Genomic DNA, 17,555 nt, shown 5'->3' with positions numbered 1-17,555 from the left:
TAAAGTCGTGTCGCGTTCCCCGGAACGCGGCCGGCGGAGGCGCAACCTATTCGCGATGATGGATGAAAAAAGCAGTGTTCGGGACTCTTGTGCGGACCGTTTTTTTCTGTCACCAATGCCGCCATCGATTTTCTTGAGGCCGATTGGCTCGGCTCCCCGTCCTGGGACGGGCGCGGCCTACGACTTATCCCCGAACGATCTATCGATGCCACCACCTGCTCTCGGCAGAGAGCACTCTATTCTACCAAGGTTCTCGAAAGGAACTGTTATGAACACTGGTACCGTAAAGTGGTTCAACTCCCAGAAGGGTTACGGATTCATTCAGCCGGACAATGGCGGCGCGGATGTTTTCGTTCATATCAGCGCCGTTGAACGCGCCGGCATGACCACGCTCAACGAAGGCCAGAAAATCTCCTACGAAGTGCTCGCTGACCGCCGCACCGGCAAGTCCGCCGCCGGCAATCTGCGCGCCGCTTGATCTGTCGATAGATCCGGAACGTTTTCGAGGGCGCGAACCGCAGGGTTCGCGCCCTCGATCATGTCAGACTATCCCTGCAGATAGACGAATTCCGGCTCGACGCTCCGCGTCGTCACCAGCCGCCCGTTGGGCAGGTCGTTCCCGTCCAGCTTGAAGGCGAGGTCCTCGCCGCTCAGATCCTTCCAGCGCTCGATCAGCCGTCGACGCAGCTCCTCCTCGGGGACGTCGATCAGCACGGTCGTATCATAATGCTGGTGGAGATCGGCCCAGGCGCCGTCTCCCAGCAGGATATAGTTTCCCTCCACCACCAGATGCCGGACATTTTTCGGGATCATGCGCCCACCGGCGCGGGCGATCTCGATCGACCGGTCGAACACCGGCACCGCGACCTCGTCGTCCAGATTGGCGCGCAGGCGGCCGAGCATATGCGAGAAGCCGGCGACGTCGAAGGTTTCGGGCGCGCCCTTGCGAGGGCGGAGCCCGCGCGGCACGAGCACAAGATCGTCATAGTGGTAGCCGTCCATCGGAAAGACAGCCGCCGATCCCGGTTCGCGCGCGTTCAGCGCCTCGACGAGCTGCTCGGCGAGCGTCGATTTGCCTGCGCCCGGCGGACCGGCGATGGCGGTGATCGATCTCGTCTCCGCGCCCCGCGCCTCGACGGTTTCCACGAGTGTTTCGAATGTGATGGACAGTCGCATGGCATCCTCCCTTGTCTGACCTCGAATAGCGCAGCAGAGGTCGTTTCGCAAACTTCGCCGCCTTTCCAAACCGTCTTGCCAGGGCTAGGAAAGACACAAAGAGGAGACACGACATGCGCATACTCTACGACCCCTCCCCTCGCGCCACCGAGGATATGTTCAGCGCGTCGGCAAAGGAGAAGTTCTTTTCGACCTATGACGTGATCGCCTGGAACGGCGAGGATCGCGACGATTTCTACCGCCGCCATCTGCCCGACACCGAAGTGCTCATCAGCCAGCAGCCGATGGAGCGCGACCGGCTGGACCTCGCGTCCAAGCTGCGCGCCATCGTCAATGTCGAGACGAATTTCCTGCCCAACATCGATTACGAAGCCTGTTTCCAGCGCGGCGTGCATGTGATCGCGCCGAGCTCGGTCTTCGCCGCGCCGGTCGCGGAAATGGCGGTCGGCATGGCGCTGTCGCTCGCCCGCGGCATTCATTCGTCGCATGGCGATTTCCTTAAAGGCGAGGAGCTCTACGGGCTGGACGGCAATCACATGGCTGAACTGCTGGCGGGCTCCGATGTCGGCTTCGTCGGTTTCGGCGATCTCGGCCGCGCGACGCACAAGTTTTTGGCAGGCTTCAACCCCACCGTCCGCGCTTCGATCCCTGGCTGCCCGAGGGCGTGCTGGCGCGTCTCGGCGTGATCCCGGCTTCATTGGATGAAGTGCTGGCGAAAAGCCGCTTCGTTTTCGTGGTCGCGACCATCACCACGGAAAACGCCCATCTGCTCAACGCCGAAAAGCTCGGGCTGATGCAGCACGGCGCGAAACTGTTGCTGCTCAGCCGCGCCGCCGTCGCCGATTTCGAGGCGCTCGCCGAAGCGGCGTCGTCAGGCCGCATTCTGGTCGCCACCGACGTGTTTCCGGAAGAGCCGGTCGCCCAAGACGATCCGATCCGCAAGGTTTCGAACATGCTGTTTTCCGCCCATCGCGCCGGCGCGCTGACCTCGGCGCTGGAAAACATCGGCAATTATGTGCTGGAAGATCTGGGCCAGATCGCGCGCGGCCTGCCGCCGGTCGCCTGCAAGCGGGCGGAACGGGAAACCGTCATGCGCATCCGCTCAAAGCCGATCGACAAGTCCTGATCAGGTCTCGATGCGGATCAGATCACCGTCTTGAAATAGTCGATGGTCCGCAGCAGACCATCGCGCAGCTTGATCTTCGGCTCCCAGCCGAGCACCTCCTTGGCGCGGGAGATATCCGGGCAACGCTGCATCGGATCGTCCTGCGGCAACGGCAGATAGACGATTTTCGATTTCGAGCCGGTCAGTTCGAGCACGAGTTCGGCGAGTTCGCGCATGGTGAATTCGCCGGGATTGCCGATATTGACAGGATAGGACACTTCGTCAGGCGCATCCATGAGCCTCATCATGCCCTCGACCAGGTCGTCGCGATAGCAGAAGGAGCGCGTCTGCAGGCCGTCGCCGAACATGGTGATGTCGTCGCCCCTGAGCGCCTGCACGATGAAGTTCGACACGACGCGGCCATCGGCCTTGTTCATGCCCGGTCCATAGGTGTTGAAGATGCGCATGACGCGGATATTGACGCCGCGGGTGCGGTGATAGTCATGCATCAGCGTTTCCGCGCCGCGCTTGCCCTCGTCATAGCAGGAGCGGATGCCCATCGTATTGACGTTGCCCCAATAGGCTTCGGTCTGCGGATGGATCAGAGGATCGCCATAGATTTCCGAGGTGGAGGCCTGCAGCACCTTGGCGCCCGTTTTCGACGCCAGCTCCAGCAGGTTCATCGTGCCGATGATGCTGGTCTTGAACGTGTAGATCGGGTCGGATTGATAATGGACGGGCGACGCCGGGCAGGCGAGGTTGAAGATCTCTTCGAAACGAACATCGACCGGATCGATGACCGACTGTTCGATGGTCGCGAAATTGTTGTGGCCGCGCAGATGGGCGATGTTGTCGACCGCACCGGTGAAGTAATTGTCTAGGCAGGTGACGAAGTTGCCCCGTTCGAGCAGCCGCTCGCACAGATGCGAGCCCAAGAAGCCTGCCCCGCCGGTGACCAAAATTCTCTTCATCGCGCCTGCCTTCCCTCTTCCGTTTGAAGACCAGCTACACGCCCACCGTTTCCCGGACCTTGCCGGCGCGCGACGCGCGCGGGAATATCGGTCAGGCTTTACTTTCGTTTTTTTCGTTCTATCTTCGGAGCGAAAACGACACGACGGACGCGCGCGCATGTTCCTCTCACCCCGCCATCAACAGATCCTCGACATCGCCAAGACCCACGGCAAGGTGCTGGTGGAAGATCTCGCGTCACGTTTCGACATGACGCCGCAGACGATCCGAAAGGATCTCAACGACCTCTGCGAAAAGAAGCTGCTCAACCGCATTCACGGCGGCGCGGTGTTCCCCTCGGGCACGGAGAACATGCAATACGAGCAACGCCGCCAGATCGCCGCCGGCGAAAAGGAAGCGATCGGCCGCGCCGCCGCCGGCCTGATCCCCGACAACGCCTCATTGTTCGTCAATATCGGCACCACGACGGAGGCCGTGGGGCAGGCGCTGCTCGACCATGGCCGGTTGATGATCATCACCAACAACATCAATGTCGCCAACAGGTTGCGCGTTTATCCGCAATTCGAGGTGGTCATTGCCGGCGGCGTGGTGCGCGCCGCCGATGGCGGCGTGGTCGGCGAAGCCGCCGTCGATTTCATCCGCCAGTTCAAGGTGGATTACGCCGTGATCGGCGCATCGGCGATCGATGACGACGGCGCGCTTTTGGACTATGATTTTCGCGAAGTGAAAGTGGCTCAGGCGATCATCGCCAATGCCCGGCACGTCATCCTCGTGGCGGATTCGACGAAATTCGAACGCACCGCGCCGGTCAGAATCGCGCATATTTCGCAGGTGCACACTTTCGTGACGGATCGCTGCTATCCGCTGAGCGTGCAGAAAATCTGTCGTGAGAACGGGGTGAACCTCATCGAGACCGCTGCGCAGTCCGATATTCGCAGCGCATCCGGTCAGTAAATATCCAGGGTGCGCTCGGTAAAATTTTACCTCGTTTGTTTTCGATTGACATTCGTTTTGTTTTCGTTTTGAATGTTTTCAGTTTCGCAATTGCGATATATTTTGCAATGCGAAAGGGGGAGAGAATCGTGACGGCAGACGTGATCCATGATGTTTTCATTGCGGGCGGCGGCATCAACGGCTGCGGCATCGCCCGCGACGCGGTGGGTCGCGGCTACTCCGTTTACCTGGCGGAAATGAAGGATCTGGCGTCCGGCACATCCTCCTGGTCGACCAAGCTCATCCATGGCGGCCTGCGCTATCTCGAACATTACGAATTCCGCCTGGTGCGCGAAGCGCTGATGGAGCGCGAAGTGCTGTGGGGCATGGCGCCGCATATCATTTGGCCGCTGCGGTTCGTTCTGCCGCTGCACAAGGACATGCGTCCCGGCTGGCTCATCCGCATCGGCCTGTTCCTCTACGACCATATCGGCGGCCGCAAGGCTTTGCCGGCCACCAGAGTGCTCGATCTCACCCGCGACCCCGCCGGCAAGCCGCTCAAGGATCGCTTCCGCAAGGCCTTCGAATATTCGGATTGCTGGGTCAACGATGCGCGTCTCGTGGCGCTCAACGCCCGCGACGCCGCCGATCGCGGCGCGACGATCCGCACCCGCGCCAAGGTGGTCTCCGCCCGACGCGAAGGCGGCCTCTGGGCCATCGTGGTCGAGGACGTGCTGACCGGCGCGCGCGACACGGTGAAGGCCAAGCTCTTCGTCAACGCCGCCGGCCCTTGGGTCGACAAGCTGCTGCAGAACGCCGCCGGCTCCAACACCCACAATGTCCGCCTGGTGCAAGGCAGCCATATCGTGGTGAAGAAGAAATTCGCCGATCCGCGCGCCTATTTCTTCCAGAACAATGACGGCCGCATCTTTTTCGCCATTCCTTACGAACAGGACTTCACCCTGATCGGCACCACGGACCGCGACTACAAGGGCGATCCGGCCGATGTGAAGATCACCGACGACGAGATCGATTATCTCTGCGCCGGGGCCTCCGAATATTTCAAGGAGCCTGTGACCCGCGCCGACATGGTCTGGTCTTACTCCGGCGTGCGTCCGCTCTATGACGACGACGGCGCCTCCAAGGCGCAGGAAGCCACCCGCGATTACGTGCTGAAGGCGGTCGGCGCAGATGGCGAGCCGCAGATGCTCAATGTCTTCGGCGGCAAGATCACCACCTATCGCAAGCTCGCCGAATCCATGCTCGAAAAGATCGAGGCGGTGCTCGGCGCCAAGGGCAAACCCTGGACCGAAGGCGCGACGCTGCCGGGCGGCGATTTCGACCGCAACGGCTTTGGCGGACTGGTGTCGCGGCTGCGGACGGAAAAGCCCTGGCTGCCGGGCGCGCTCGCCGAACGGCTCATGCGTCTCTACGGAACGCGCGCTTTCGTTTTCACCAAAACCGCCGGAAGCTTGGCCGATCTCGGCCGCGTCTTCGGCGGTGATCTGACCGAAGCCGAAGTCAACTATCTCATGGACCAGGAATGGGCCGTCGACGCCGAAGATGTGCTTTGGCGCCGCACCAAGCTCGGTCTGACACTCGATGCCGACAGCGTGACAGCGCTCGAGGCCTATATGCAAGACCGGCGGAGCACACGCGCCGCTGCGCAGTAGGATTGACGACATGGGCCGAGACGGCCGCTGACGGCGACAGTCCTGCTGGGGAGGAGGAACAATGCTGGAACTGAAGGGCGTGTGCAAACACGTCGGCGCAGAGCGTCACATCACCGATGTGTCCATGCGCCTGGACAAAGGCTCGCTCAACGTGCTGCTCGGCCCGACGCTGTCGGGCAAGACCACGCTGATGCGGCTGATGGCGGGTCTCGACCGCCCCACCAGGGGATCTGTCTTCTTCGACGGCAAGGACGTGACGGGCGTCCCCGTTCAGGCCCGCAATGTCGCCATGGTCTACCAGCAGTTCATCAATTATCCGGCGATGACCGTCTACGACAATATCGCCTCGCCGCTCCGCGTGAAGGGCGCCGATCGCGCCGAGATCGAGCGTCAGGTGATGAAGGCCGCAGAACTGTTGCGCCTCACCCCTTATCTCAAGCGTATGCCGCTCGAACTCTCCGGCGGCCAGCAGCAGCGCACCGCGCTCGCCCGCGCCATCGTCAAGAATGCCGGCCTGGTCCTGCTCGACGAGCCGCTCGCCAATCTCGACTACAAGCTGCGCGAGGAACTGCGCGCCGAATTGCCGCGCATCTTCGCCGAAACCGGCGCGATCTTCGTTTACGCCACCACCGAACCGACCGAAGCCCTGCTGCTCGGCGGCGCGACCGCGACGTTGCATGAAGGCCGCGTCACGCAATATGGCCCGACGGTCGATGTCTTCCGCCGTCCCACAGATCTGCTCACCGCGCAGACCTTTTCCGATCCGCCGCTCAACATGATCTCCGCCGTCAAGCGCGGCGCCGTGTTGGCGCTCGATGGCGGCGCGGAAATAGCCACGCCGCGCGACATGGCCGCCATTCCCGACGGCAAGCTCACCATCGGCTTTCGGCCGCATCACCTGTCGCCGAAGCCCGTCAGCATCGAAACCGCCACCCTGCCCGCACGCGTGGCGGTGACGGAAATCACCGGATCGGAGAGCTTCGTGCATCTCGCCCACGGATCGGAAACCTGGGTCATGCTGACCAAGGGCGTACATGACATCGCCCCCGGCACCGATCTGATGGTCTATCTGGACACGCGCCACCTGCTCGCCTTCCGCGAAGATGGTCGCAACGCTGCGCTGGCGGCCTGAGGAGAAGACCATGGCGCGCATCACGCTCGATCACATTCGCCACGCCTACACCGCCAATCCGGAGAAGCCTTCGGATTACGCGCTGAAGGAAGTGGACCACATTTTCGAAGACGGCGGCGCTTATGCGCTGCTCGGGCCTTCGGGCTGCGGCAAGACCACGCTGCTCAACATCATCTCGGGCCTGCTGACGCCCTCGCATGGCCGGCTGCTGCTCGGCGACCGCGACGTGACGCGGCTGCGCACGGAAGAGCGCAACATTGCCCAAGTGTTCCAGTTCCCGGTCGTCTATGACACGATGACCGTGTTCGACAATCTCGCTTTCCCCTTGCGCAATCGCGGCATTCCCGAAGCGCAGGTCACCGCCAAGGTCCAGGAAATCCTGAAGGTCATCGATCTCGAATCGATGGCGCGGCGCAAGGCCGAGGGCCTGACCGCCGATCTCAAGCAGAAAGTGTCGCTCGGCCGCGGCCTCGTGCGCGCAGACGTCAGCGCCATCCTGTTCGACGAGCCGCTGACGGTCATCGATCCGCATATGAAATGGCAGCTGCGCTCGCAGCTCAAGCTGCTGCACCGCCAGTTCGGCTACACCATGGTCTATGTGACGCATGACCAGACCGAAGCGCTGACCTTCGCCGACAAGGTCGTCGTCATGTATGACGGCCAGATCGTGCAGATCGGCACGCCGGCGGAACTGTTCGAAAAGCCCAGCCACACTTTCGTCGGCTATTTCATCGGCTCGCCCGGCATGAATGTGCTGCCGGCGACGCTGGACGGCGCGTCCGTGCGCGTCGGCGAGCATGCGATCGAACTGTCCTCCGCCCCCTCGGTGGCGGGCGCCGCCAAGATCGAGCTCGGCATCCGTCCGGAATTCGTCCGTCTCGGTCGCGAGGGCATGCCCGTGACCGTCACCAAGGTCGAGGATATCGGCCGCCACAAGGTGATCCGGACGCAATTCGCCGGCCAGAGCCTGACGGCCATCCTCGAAGAAGACGACGAGATCCCCGCCGATCCCCGGGTCACCTTCGATCCGGACGCCATCAACCTCTACGCCGATTCCTGGCGCGTGAAGACGGAGGCCTGAGATGAACAAGACCTGGAACAACAAGGCCTGGTTCATGGTCCTGCCGGTGCTGGCGCTGGTCGCCTTCTCCGCCGTGGTGCCGCTGATGACGGTGGTGAACTATTCGGTGCAGGACACGTTCGGCAACAACGAATTCTTCTGGGCCGGCGCCGAGTGGTTTTCGGACACGCTGTCGTCGGAACGCTTCTGGTCGGCGCTGCAGCGCAACCTGCTGTTCTCCTTCATCATCCTGGCCCTCGAAGTGCCGCTCGGCATCTTCATCGCGCTCAACATGCCCAAGAAGGGCCTGGGCGTGCCGGTCTGCCTGGTGCTGATGGCGCTGCCGCTGCTGATCCCCTGGAACGTGGTCGGCACGATCTGGCAGATCTTCGGCCGCGTCGACATCGGTCTGCTCGGCTACTCGCTCGAGGCCATCGGCGTGGACTACAACTATGTCCGCGATCCCATCGACGCCTGGGTCACGCTCGTGGTGATGGATGTTTGGCACTGGACGAGCCTCGTCGTGCTGCTCTGCTATGCCGGCCTCGTCTCGATCCCGGAAGCCTATTACCAGGCCGCCAAGATCGACGGCGCCTCGCGCTGGTCCGTGTTCCGCTATATCGAACTGCCCAAGATGAAGCGGGTGTTGCTGATCGCCGTGCTCCTGCGCTTCATGGACAGTTTCATGATCTACACCGAGCCCTTCGTCGTCACCGGCGGCGGCCCCGGCAACTCCACCACCTTCCTGTCGATCGACCTCGTCAAGATGGCGGTCGGCCAGTTCGACCTCGGCCCGGCCGCGGCGCTCTCCATCATCTACTTCCTGATCATCCTGCTGTTGTCATGGATCTTCTACACCGTGATGACCTCGAGCGACCAGAAAGGCTGAGACCATGACCAAGTCCCCCGCTACGGCGCCGCCCTCGTCTCGACGCTCTATATCCTTTTCCTGCTCGCGCCGATCTACTGGCTCGTCAATATGAGCTTCAAGACCAACGCCGAAATCACCGGCGCCTTCTCCCTCTGGCCGACCAGTCCGACGCTTCGGAACTACACGGTGATCTTCACCGATCCGGCCTGGTACAACGGCTATATCAACTCGATCATCTATGTGGCGCTCAACACGGTGATCTCGGTGTCGGTGGCGCTGCCGGCGGCCTACGCCTTCTCGCGCTATCGGTTTTTGGGCGACAAGCATCTGTTCTTCTGGCTGCTGACCAACCGCATGGCCCCGCCGGCGGTGTTCGCTTTGCCCTTCTTCCAGCTCTATTCGGCTTTCGGCCTGATCGACACGCATATCGCGGTGGCGCTCGCCCACTGCCTGTTCAACGTGCCTCTGGCCGTGTGGATCCTCGAAGGCTTCATGTCGGGCGTGCCGAAGGAAATCGACGAAACGGCCTATATCGACGGCTATTCCTTCCCGCGCTTCTTCGTGAAGATCTTCACGCCGCTGATCGCCTCGGGCATCGGTGTCGCCGCCTTCTTCTGCTTCATGTTCTCCTGGGTCGAACTGCTGCTGGCCCGCACGCTGACCACCACCGACGCCAAGCCGATCGCCGCGACTATGACGCGCACCGTCTCGGCCTCGGGGATGGACTGGGGCGTGCTGGCCGCCGCCGGCGTGCTGACCCTGATCCCCGGCGCGCTGGTGATCTATTTCGTCCGCAACTACATCGCCAAGGGCTTCGCCCTGGGGAGGGTCTGATGAACGCTACTCGTCGCTGGCCGTTCGCGCTCGCCATCGTGGTTCTCGTCTATGCCGGGGCCGTGGGCCTACTCGCTTCGCGCCTGCCGGTGAAGGACGGCGCCGTCGACTGGTACGCGCCGCTGATACCGGGCGGCTGGATGGCCTGGTCCTTCCCCGGCGCGCTGTTCTTCATGACCATCGCCTTTCTGCTGGCGCTGATGGCCGTTTGGGAAAGCGCCTCGCCGGGCGGCAATCCGCGCACCGGCATCCTGCGCTTCGAGACGACGCGGGGTGACCGCCTGTTCATCTCGCTGCTCGGCTCGGCATTTATTCATCTCGCATGGTTGGGGCTGATCGGCGCCAATCTGTGGTGGGCTCTGGCTCTCTCGCTCGTCTACGCGCTCGGCGTGTTCAAGCTGGTCTGAGCCAAGGAGGAATGAGCGGGCCGGGGGAGCCGGCGCGCTTTCATACGCAATCGCAAAACCTATGGGAGGATCTTATGCGAAAGCATCTAATGACATCGACGGCGGCAATCCTGCTCGCTTTCGCCGGCACGGCGTTCGCCGGCATGGACGACGCCAAGCAATTCCTGGACAAGGAAGTCGGCGACATGTCGGCACTGTCCCGCGCGGACCAGGAAAAGGAAATGCAATGGTTCATCGACGCCGCCAAGCCCTTCGCCGGCATGGAAATCAAGGTCGTCTCAGAAACCATCACCACGCATGAATATGAATCCAAGGTGCTGGCTCCGGCCTTCACCGCCATCACCGGCATCAAGATCACCCATGACCTGATCGGCGAAGGCGACGTCGTCGAAAAGCTGCAGACGCAGATGCAGTCGGGCGAGAACGTCTATGACGCCTATGTCAACGACTCCGACCTGATCGGCACCCATTGGCGCTACCAGCAGGCCCGCTCGCTGACCGACTGGATGGCCAACGAAGGCAAGGACGTGACCAATCCCGGTCTCGACCTCAACGACTTCATCGGCCTGAAATTCACCACGGCGCCTGATGGCAAGCTCTACCAGCTGCCCGACCAGCAGTTCGCGAACCTCTACTGGTTCCGCTACGACTGGTTCAACGACGAAAAGAACAAGGCCGACTTCAAGGCCAAATACGGCTACGACCTCGGCGTGCCGGTCAACTGGTCCGCTTACGAAGACATCGCCGAATTCTTCACCGGTCGCGAAATCGACGGCAAGAAAGTCTATGGCCACATGGACTACGGCAAGAAGGACCCCTCGCTCGGCTGGCGCTTCACCGACGCCTGGCTGTCGATGGCCGGCAATGGCGACAAGGGCCTGCCAAACGGTCTGCCGGTCGACGAATGGGGCATCAAGGTCAACGACAAGTCCCAGCCGGTCGGCTCCTGCGTCGCTCGCGGCGGCGACACCAACGGCCCGGCTTCGGTCTACGCCATCCAGAAATACCTCGACTGGCTGAAGGCCTATGCGCCGGCTGCCGCTCAGGGCATGACCTTCTCGGAATCCGGCCCGGTGCCGGCCCAGGGCGAAATCGCCCAGCAGATGTTCATGTACACCGCCTTTACCGCCGACATGGTCAAGGACGGCCTGCCGGTGGTCAACGAGGACGGCACGCCGAAGTGGCGTTTCGCCCCGTCGCCGCATGGCGTCTATTGGAAGGACGGCATGAAGCTCGGCTATCAGGACGTGGGTTCCTGGACGCTTCTGAAGTCCACGCCCGACGATCGCGCCAAGGCCGCCTGGCTCTATGCGCAGTTCGTCACCTCCAAGACCGTGGACGTCAAGAAGAGCCATGTCGGCCTGACGCTGATCCGCGAATCGACCATCCAGCACAAGAGCTTCACGGACCGCGCGCCGAAGCTCGGCGGCCTGATCGAGTTCTATCGCTCGCCGGCCCGCGTGCAATGGTCGCCGACCGGCACCAACGTTCCGGACTATCCGAAGCTGGCCCAGCTGTGGTGGCAGGCGATCGGCGACGCAGCCTCCGGCGCCAAGACCGCGCAGGAAGCCATGGATTCGCTTTGCGCCGAACAGGAAAAGGTGCTGAGCCGCCTGGAACGCGCCGGCGTGCAGGGTGAAATGGGTCCGAAGCTCGCCGAAGAGCATGATCTCGCCTACTGGAACGCCGACGCCGTGAAGAACGGCCATCTCGCTCCGCAGCTGAAGATCGAGAACGAAAAAGAAAAGCCGATGACCGTCAACTATGACGAACTGGTCAAGAGCTGGCAGAAGTAATCGGCCAAAAGCCATGACTTCACGGACCGGGGCGGAAACGCCCCGGTTTTTTTTTTTGGGCGAGCGACAGAAGCCCCGCGACGGACCCAGCACAGCGATCCCTCACGCCCGCTTCAGCGCCTCGATATCCCCGCTTTCGAGAGGCGCCAGATTGGCCTCGATCTTGTCGAGCGGCCAGTCCCACCAGGCGATGTCGAGGAGCGTCGCGATCACATCGTCGGAATAGCGCATGCGGATGATCCCGGCCGGATTGCCGCCGACGACGGCGTAGGCCGGCACATCGCGGGCCACGGCGGCGCGGGCCGCGATGATGGCGCCCGACCCGATCCGCACCCCCGGCATGATCGCCGCCTCATGGCCGATCCAGACGTCATGGCCGACCACCGTATCCCTGACCGGCAGATCCTTGTAGCCAAAGGTTTCCGGTTTGAAGCTGCGGAAGGGATAAGCGGTGACGCCCTTCATCGGATGATTGGCGGAACTGGTGATGAAAAAGCTGCCGCGCGCGATCTGCACGAATTTGCCGATCACCAGTTTTTCCCGGCAGCCGGGCCCAAGATAGGGCGCCAATATCCCCGCCGTCTCCTCAACGCTGCCCGAATGGGTGAAATAGCTGTAATCGCCAACCTCGATGCGCGGATGGTCGATCGCCTGTTTCAGATGCACGGTGTCGCGATAGACGGTCCCATCCGGCAGCGTGATGGGATGGAGGAGATCGGCGTCGAGAAGGGGCATGACGGGGTCCGTCACAATGCGCGGCTCAGCGCAAATCTGCGAAACATATACATTATTTATTCGTCAACCATATTTTGCAGAAACAAAATTTACGACACACCCTCTATTGGTGTATTTCTTATCCATCCTGTCTAGACAATATCAAAACTGGGTCTAACTTGGCTAGACTTGAGATTCTAATTGGAGTTCGAAAATTGAAAATAGAAGCAGTGGCGGCAAGAAATTTTCGCAGCTTAAAGCGAGCTGGGTTGGAAAAATGTTCTGATGTAAATGTTCTCATTGGGAAGAACAACGCTGGGAAATCCACAATACTTGCCGCGATAGAATTTGCCTTCGATTTCATGGGAACGGATTCGATCACTGGTCCATGGACACCTCGCGGCCGCCCTATCGATGAGATTACGGGCCGAAATCAACAGGGATTAGTTCAGATAGGAATTCAATTTCGTATATCCTCTGAGCAGTCTACATTTATTCGAAATGCAGTAGCATCAGATTTGGAAGGAATTGAAGTCGCGCTTAAAGCCCTTGAGAATCGTGAACAATTATCTGTCATTGTCGCAGGACGCCTCCATGATGGTATACTAACCAAATATATACAGGAAATTTCTGTCGGAAAAATAATAGATAGCGGAGAATTTATTACCACAGACGGCAATAAGCTTTTATTTATTCCCGATGACGCAGCTCTTGAGTTATTGGTGAGCGAGAGAAGAATCGCGCAGCTCAAAGTAAACATTGAAGATCTTGCCAAGATCGGGCCTGAAATTGCCCGATCACCGGCATTTCGGCAGCGAGAACGTTCTGAACGACCAGAACGATCTGAGATGCGTTTTTATACTAGAAACTTGAATTTACCCCAAGAAATCAACCGCAAACTAGAAGCGATCTTTGAAGCCGCCAATTCACAAGATGAGATATCAAGCAGCATTGAAGCTTTGAGAGAAGAATTTCGTGACAATATTTCCCAGATACAATCAACACCCCTGAAAGAGGCAATACAATCTTTCACCGGCGCAGTACGAAAGCCTCCCGCTTATATTAAACCCATAATAAGAATGATAGCAAATAATTCCGTGCTTCATTTTAAAGAAACAAGACAAGCAATAGGAGCGCGCGAAGCCGAGCAATTACTAAAGCTCAAAACTAAACGTGGTGGGCCGGAAAGGCTTGCATCATTACAATCGACCGTGAAATCACTTCTGGGTGTCGCTGTTGACGCCTTTGATAGTGATGATGGCCTGCTTCAATCAATACGAGGCGGCCGCGCTGCAGAAATTGATATTGACGAATTTTTGGTAGAAGCAAATGGTGCGGGCATCAGAGAAGCGTTGCGTATCATTCTTGATCTAGAACTTGAGCGCCCTGCTTACGCTCTAATTGAAGAGCCAGAAGTTCATTTGCATCCAGGCCTTGAAAAAGTACTACACAGCTACCTTGTTGAAAAAGGAAATTTTTGTCAAGTATTTATAGCTACACACTCGACAAATTTTATAGATGTTTCAAATAAGCAAAATATATACTTAGTAAGCAGAGACAAATATAAAAATTCCTTCATAGATATAACTATAAATGAGGACGACATATTAAAAATTCCAGGAGAAATGGGTATAAAGCCTAGTTCTGTACTTATGTTTGACAGACTTCTATTTGTAGAAGGGCCTTCGGATGAATCAATAATTTCGAATTTGGCCAAATCTCTTGGGTTGGATTTCTCAGCAGTTGGACTAGGTTTAGTACAAATGGGAGGCGCTTCTAATAATCAACATTTTGCATCGGAGGCGACCCTTGATCTGCTATCTCGTCGACAGATCCCCATGACATTTTTGCTGGATCGCGACGAGCGAGAAGAGGATGAAATCAAAAAGGCCGAAAAACGGTTGGGTCAACGCGCAACGATGCATTGGCTTAAGAAACGAGAGCTGGAAAATTATCTTCTTGTCCCAGCAGCTATTCAAAAATTAATTGAATTCAAGCTCTCAACATCATCCAATAAAAATCAATTAGTAACCACCTCCGATATTGCTATTGCAATTAACGAAGAAGCAGAAGCGCTGAAGGACAACGTTTTGTCTATGACGTTAGCGAAAAAGCTAATGAGACCAGTGTATATAGACAGACTAGAAGAAATGATGTGAACGAGAAATTTAAATCGGCGAAAAATTCATTACAAGAAAGATTAGAAAATCTTGAGGCTAATCTTGAAAAAGCCATGACGGAATTTAACAAAAAATGGGCCGGAAACGCTCAATCTCTCGCACCGGGATCTCTTATACTTAACTCCGTGCTCAAAAGATATGGGTTAAGCTACAACAAAACAAGCGATGCCGGCCGGATCGCCTCCTTTGTCACCAAGGAGAATATTGACGATGAAATCATGGCACTCCTTGGAAAGGTATCGCGGCCAGGTTGAAAGTACTTGAACCCTTGATACTTCCAATACAATACCGAGCCGGCCCCTCGACCGGCTCCCCCACGTCCCCCAAATCACCCCTAAACCGATACTCCTCCCGGCTCTCCGTCTTCATCTCAATAGAAAACCCCGCAGCCTTCGGCGGCATGTAGGCGGCATTCTCGATCACGCAGGGCTCGAGAAAATGCTCATGCAGATGATCGACAAATTCGATCACCCTTCCGTCGATCTCGCCTGACACCGCGACATAGTCGATCATCGAGAGATGCTGGACATATTCGCACAGGCCAACGCCGCCGGCATGCGGCCAGACGGGGAGGCCGAATTTGGCGGCCAGCAGCAGCACGCCGAGCACTTCGTTGAGGCCGCCCATGCGGCAGGCGTCGATCTGGACGATGTCGATCGCGCCGTTGGCGATCATCTGCTTGAATAGGATGCGGTTCTGGCACATTTCGCCGGTCGCCACCTTCACCGGGCCGATGGCCTCGCGGATCTTCTTGTGGCCGAACACATCGTCGGGGCTGGTCGGCTCCTCGATGAAAAAGGGCTTGGTGAAGGCGAGCTTCTTCACCCAGTCGATCGCCTGGTCGACTTCCCACACCTGGTTGGCGTCGATCATCAGATAGCGATCGGGGCCGATCACCTCGCGTGCAATAGTCAGGCGGCGGATATCGTCTTCGAGATCGCGGCCGACTTTCATTTTGATATGGTTGAAGCCGGCGTCGATGGCCTCCTTGCACAGGCGGCGCAGCTTGTCGTCGTCATAGCCCAGCCAGCCGGCCGAGGTCGTGTAGCAGGGATAGCCCTTGGCTTCGAGCCGCGCGATGCGCTCGGCCTTGCCAGACTCTGCCTTACGCAGGATGGCGAGCGCCTCGTCGCGGGTGATGGCGTCGGTCATGTAGCGGAAATCGACGATGTCGACGATTTCTTCCGGGCTCATCTCGGCCACGAGCCGCCAGACCGGCTTGCCGGCCTGCTTGGCGAGGAGATCCCAGACGGCGTTGACCACGGCGCCGGTGGCGAGATGGATGGCGCCCTTGTCCGGGCCGATCCAGCGCAGCTGGCTGTCGCTGGTCACATGCCGCCAGAAACGGCCGGGATTTTCCTTGATCCAGGCGAGATCGAGCCCCACCACCAGATGGCGCATGGCCTCGATCGCCGCGCAGCAGATCTCATTGCCGCGGCCGATGGTGAAGGTGAGGCCGTGACCTTCGAGCCCGCTCTCGTCCGTGCCGAGAATGACATAGGCGGCCGAATAATCCGGATCCGGATTCATCGCATCCGAACCGTCAAGGCTCTGGGAGGTCGGGAAACGGAGATCGAGCGTCTCCAGGCTGATGATCTTGGTCACGGATGCCTCTGTTGGTTCGGAATGTTGTTGGTCGTATGGCGGGTGGGGTTTACCCCCTCTGTCCTGCCGGACATCTCCCCCACAAGGGGGGAGATTGGAAGGGGCGCCGGCTTCCCCAATTACAATCGCTTATGGCTAGGCGATGAGCCTGCCTCGGCCGATCTCCCCCTTGTGGGGGAGATGCCCGGCAGGGCAGAGGGGGGGCGCCACGGGCTCCAAGCCTGAAAGCCAGCCCCCACTCCCCTCACTTATCCTGCACGAAGGTCTGCTTCTGCGTTCCCAGCCCCTCGATGCCGAGCTCCACCACGTCGCCATCCCTCAGGAAGCGCTGCGGCTTCATGCCCATGCCGACGCCCGGAGGCGTGCCGGTGGAGATGATGTCGCCGGGATGCAGGCTCATGAACTGGCTGAGATAGGAGACCAGGAATTTCACATTGTAGACCATGGTCGAGGACGTCCCGTCCTGCATGGTCTCGCCGTTCACCTTCAGCCACATCTTCAGGTTCTGCGGGTCGGCCACTTCGTCCTTGGTCACGAGATAGGGGCCGGTCGGGCCGAACGTGTCGCAGGACTTGCCCTTGGTCCACTGGCCCGAGCGCTCGGTCTGGAAGGCGCGTTCGGAAACGTCGTGGGAAACGGCATAACCGGCCACATAATCCAGCGCCTCGTCTTCGGAGACATATTTCGCCGTCTTGCCGATGATGACGCCGAGTTCGACTTCCCAGTCGGTCTTTTCCGAGCCGCGCGGGATCAGCACATCGTCATTGGGGCCGCAGATCGCCGAGGTGGCCTTCATGAAGATCACCGGTTCGGGCGGCACCGCCATGCCGGATTCAGCGGCGTGGTCAGAATAGTTGAGCCCGATGCAGATGAACTTGCCCGTGCCGCCGACGCAGGCGCCGATGCGGGTTCCCTCCGCCACCACGGGCAGGCTGGCGGTGTCGATGGCGGCGATCTTGGCCAGGCCTTCGGGACCGATCGCCGCGCCGGCGATATCGGCCACATGGGCGGAGAGATCGCGGATCGTGCCGTCGGCGGCGAGGATCGCGGGCTTTTCGGCGCCGAGCGGGCCAACGCGCATGAGTTTCATGTCAATATTC

General features: G+C 59.5%; 17 protein-coding genes and 1 pseudogene. 13 read left to right on the top strand and 5 right to left on the bottom strand.

Features of this window, described 5'->3' with window-relative positions; translation table 11 throughout:
• Positions 1-268: 268 nt before the first annotated feature.
• On the top strand, positions 269-478 hold the full coding sequence (locus H2O14_RS16140; protein ID WP_182828450.1) for a cold-shock protein: 210 nt from the start codon (positions 269-271) through the stop codon (positions 476-478).
• Positions 479-546: 68 nt separating this feature from the next.
• On the opposite strand, the gene H2O14_RS16135 is transcribed toward H2O14_RS16140, so the two are convergent.
• On the bottom strand, positions 547-1,176 hold the full coding sequence (locus H2O14_RS16135) for a nucleoside/nucleotide kinase family protein (protein ID WP_182828449.1): 630 nt from the start codon (positions 1,174-1,176) through the stop codon (positions 547-549).
• Positions 1,177-1,289: 113 nt separating this feature from the next.
• Between H2O14_RS16135 and H2O14_RS26815 the strand changes: the two genes are divergently transcribed.
• Positions 1,290-1,862: a hypothetical protein gene (locus H2O14_RS26815; protein ID WP_210275464.1), complete on the top strand. Its 573-nt coding sequence runs from the start codon at positions 1,290-1,292 to the stop codon at positions 1,860-1,862.
• Positions 1,841-2,302, top strand: a complete 462-nt coding sequence (locus H2O14_RS26810) for an NAD(P)-dependent oxidoreductase (RefSeq protein WP_210275463.1) — start codon at positions 1,841-1,843, stop codon at positions 2,300-2,302. Before H2O14_RS26815 ends, H2O14_RS26810 begins: the two co-directional genes overlap by 22 nt.
• 17 nt (positions 2,303-2,319) lie before the next feature.
• On the opposite strand, the gene H2O14_RS16125 is transcribed toward H2O14_RS26810, so the two are convergent.
• Positions 2,320-3,252 (bottom strand): UDP-glucuronic acid decarboxylase family protein, encoded by a 933-nt coding sequence (locus H2O14_RS16125; RefSeq protein WP_182828448.1) that lies wholly within the window; start codon positions 3,250-3,252, stop codon positions 2,320-2,322.
• A 157-nt stretch (positions 3,253-3,409) separates the two neighbouring features.
• Between H2O14_RS16125 and H2O14_RS16120 the strand changes: the two genes are divergently transcribed.
• The 8 genes from H2O14_RS16120 (at position 3,410) to H2O14_RS16085 (ending at position 11,956) form a co-directional block, all read left to right on the top strand.
• Positions 3,410-4,204: a DeoR/GlpR family DNA-binding transcription regulator gene (locus H2O14_RS16120; protein WP_182828447.1), complete on the top strand. Its 795-nt coding sequence runs from the start codon at positions 3,410-3,412 to the stop codon at positions 4,202-4,204.
• A 128-nt stretch (positions 4,205-4,332) separates the two neighbouring features.
• The gene (gene glpD / locus H2O14_RS16115) at positions 4,333-5,856 is read left to right on the top strand and encodes a glycerol-3-phosphate dehydrogenase (protein WP_312858613.1); all 1,524 of its coding nucleotides are present in this window, start codon (positions 4,333-4,335) and stop codon (positions 5,854-5,856) included.
• A gap of 61 nt (positions 5,857-5,917) precedes the next feature.
• Positions 5,918-6,988 (top strand): ABC transporter ATP-binding protein, encoded by a 1,071-nt coding sequence (locus H2O14_RS16110; protein WP_182828445.1) that lies wholly within the window; start codon positions 5,918-5,920, stop codon positions 6,986-6,988.
• Positions 6,989-6,998: 10 nt separating this feature from the next.
• Positions 6,999-8,069: an ABC transporter ATP-binding protein gene (locus H2O14_RS16105; RefSeq protein ID WP_182828444.1), complete on the top strand. Its 1,071-nt coding sequence runs from the start codon at positions 6,999-7,001 to the stop codon at positions 8,067-8,069.
• Between the two features lies 1 nt (position 8,070).
• Positions 8,071-8,937, top strand: a complete 867-nt coding sequence (locus H2O14_RS16100; protein ID WP_182828443.1) for a carbohydrate ABC transporter permease — start codon at positions 8,071-8,073, stop codon at positions 8,935-8,937.
• A gap of 51 nt (positions 8,938-8,988) precedes the next feature.
• Positions 8,989-9,753: a carbohydrate ABC transporter permease gene (locus H2O14_RS16095; RefSeq protein WP_182829405.1), complete on the top strand. Its 765-nt coding sequence runs from the start codon at positions 8,989-8,991 to the stop codon at positions 9,751-9,753.
• Entirely contained in the window at positions 9,753-10,160 is a 408-nt protein-coding gene (locus tag H2O14_RS16090) for a DUF2160 domain-containing protein (RefSeq protein ID WP_182828442.1), read from the top strand. Before H2O14_RS16095 ends, H2O14_RS16090 begins: the two co-directional genes overlap by 1 nt.
• Before the next feature lie 74 nt (positions 10,161-10,234).
• The gene (locus H2O14_RS16085; protein WP_182828441.1) at positions 10,235-11,956 is read left to right on the top strand and encodes an extracellular solute-binding protein; all 1,722 of its coding nucleotides are present in this window, start codon (positions 10,235-10,237) and stop codon (positions 11,954-11,956) included.
• A gap of 102 nt (positions 11,957-12,058) precedes the next feature.
• Here the strand turns inward: H2O14_RS16085 and H2O14_RS16080 are convergent, their stop codons facing one another.
• Positions 12,059-12,691, bottom strand: coding sequence for a CatB-related O-acetyltransferase (locus H2O14_RS16080; RefSeq protein WP_182828440.1), 633 nt, complete (start codon positions 12,689-12,691; stop codon positions 12,059-12,061).
• A 194-nt stretch (positions 12,692-12,885) separates the two neighbouring features.
• On the opposite strand from H2O14_RS16080, the gene H2O14_RS16075 reads away from it, so the two are divergent.
• Positions 12,886-14,829: an AAA family ATPase gene (locus H2O14_RS16075; RefSeq protein WP_182828439.1), complete on the top strand. Its 1,944-nt coding sequence runs from the start codon at positions 12,886-12,888 to the stop codon at positions 14,827-14,829.
• Positions 14,826-15,104 carry a hypothetical protein gene (locus H2O14_RS16070; protein WP_182828438.1) on the top strand — a complete coding sequence of 93 codons (279 nt, stop codon included), beginning with the start codon at positions 14,826-14,828 and terminating at the stop codon, positions 15,102-15,104. Before H2O14_RS16075 ends, H2O14_RS16070 begins: the two co-directional genes overlap by 4 nt.
• 76 nt (positions 15,105-15,180) lie before the next feature.
• Here H2O14_RS16070 and H2O14_RS16065 read toward each other — a convergent pair.
• Positions 15,181-16,455: pseudogene (locus tag H2O14_RS16065) on the bottom strand (L-fuconate dehydratase); the annotation flags it as partial.
• Between the two features lie 244 nt (positions 16,456-16,699).
• The gene (locus H2O14_RS16060) at positions 16,700-17,545 is read right to left on the bottom strand and encodes a fumarylacetoacetate hydrolase family protein (protein ID WP_182828436.1); all 846 of its coding nucleotides are present in this window, start codon (positions 17,543-17,545) and stop codon (positions 16,700-16,702) included.
• Positions 17,546-17,555 lie beyond the last annotated feature (10 nt).

The organism is Rhizobium sp. G21, from assembly GCF_014158035.1.
GTDB lineage: Bacteria > Pseudomonadota > Alphaproteobacteria > Rhizobiales > Rhizobiaceae > Rhizobium_E.
The sequence above is the reverse complement of the archived record's forward strand: the minus strand, read 5'-3'. Positions and strand labels throughout refer to the sequence as shown.

Excerpts from the sequence above, each read along its gene's own strand:
- H2O14_RS16140 (WP_182828450.1), top strand. The coding sequence starts at position 269 with ATGAACACTGGTACCGTAAAGTGGTTCAACTCCCAGAAGGGTTACGGA.
- H2O14_RS16135 (WP_182828449.1), bottom strand. The coding sequence starts at position 1,176 with ATGCGACTGTCCATCACATTCGAAACACTCGTGGAAACCGTCGAGGCG.
- H2O14_RS26815 (WP_210275464.1), top strand. The coding sequence starts at position 1,290 with ATGCGCATACTCTACGACCCCTCCCCTCGCGCCACCGAGGATATGTTC.
- H2O14_RS16125 (WP_182828448.1), bottom strand. The coding sequence starts at position 3,252 with ATGAAGAGAATTTTGGTCACCGGCGGGGCAGGCTTCTTGGGCTCGCAT.
- H2O14_RS16120 (WP_182828447.1), top strand. The coding sequence starts at position 3,410 with ATGTTCCTCTCACCCCGCCATCAACAGATCCTCGACATCGCCAAGACC.
- H2O14_RS16110 (WP_182828445.1), top strand. The coding sequence starts at position 5,918 with ATGCTGGAACTGAAGGGCGTGTGCAAACACGTCGGCGCAGAGCGTCAC.
- H2O14_RS16105 (WP_182828444.1), top strand. The coding sequence starts at position 6,999 with ATGGCGCGCATCACGCTCGATCACATTCGCCACGCCTACACCGCCAAT.
- H2O14_RS16100 (WP_182828443.1), top strand. The coding sequence starts at position 8,071 with ATGAACAAGACCTGGAACAACAAGGCCTGGTTCATGGTCCTGCCGGTG.
- H2O14_RS16090 (WP_182828442.1), top strand. The coding sequence starts at position 9,753 with ATGAACGCTACTCGTCGCTGGCCGTTCGCGCTCGCCATCGTGGTTCTC.
- H2O14_RS16085 (WP_182828441.1), top strand. The coding sequence starts at position 10,235 with ATGCGAAAGCATCTAATGACATCGACGGCGGCAATCCTGCTCGCTTTC.
- H2O14_RS16080 (WP_182828440.1), bottom strand. The coding sequence starts at position 12,691 with ATGCCCCTTCTCGACGCCGATCTCCTCCATCCCATCACGCTGCCGGAT.
- H2O14_RS16060 (WP_182828436.1), bottom strand. The coding sequence starts at position 17,545 with ATGAAACTCATGCGCGTTGGCCCGCTCGGCGCCGAAAAGCCCGCGATC.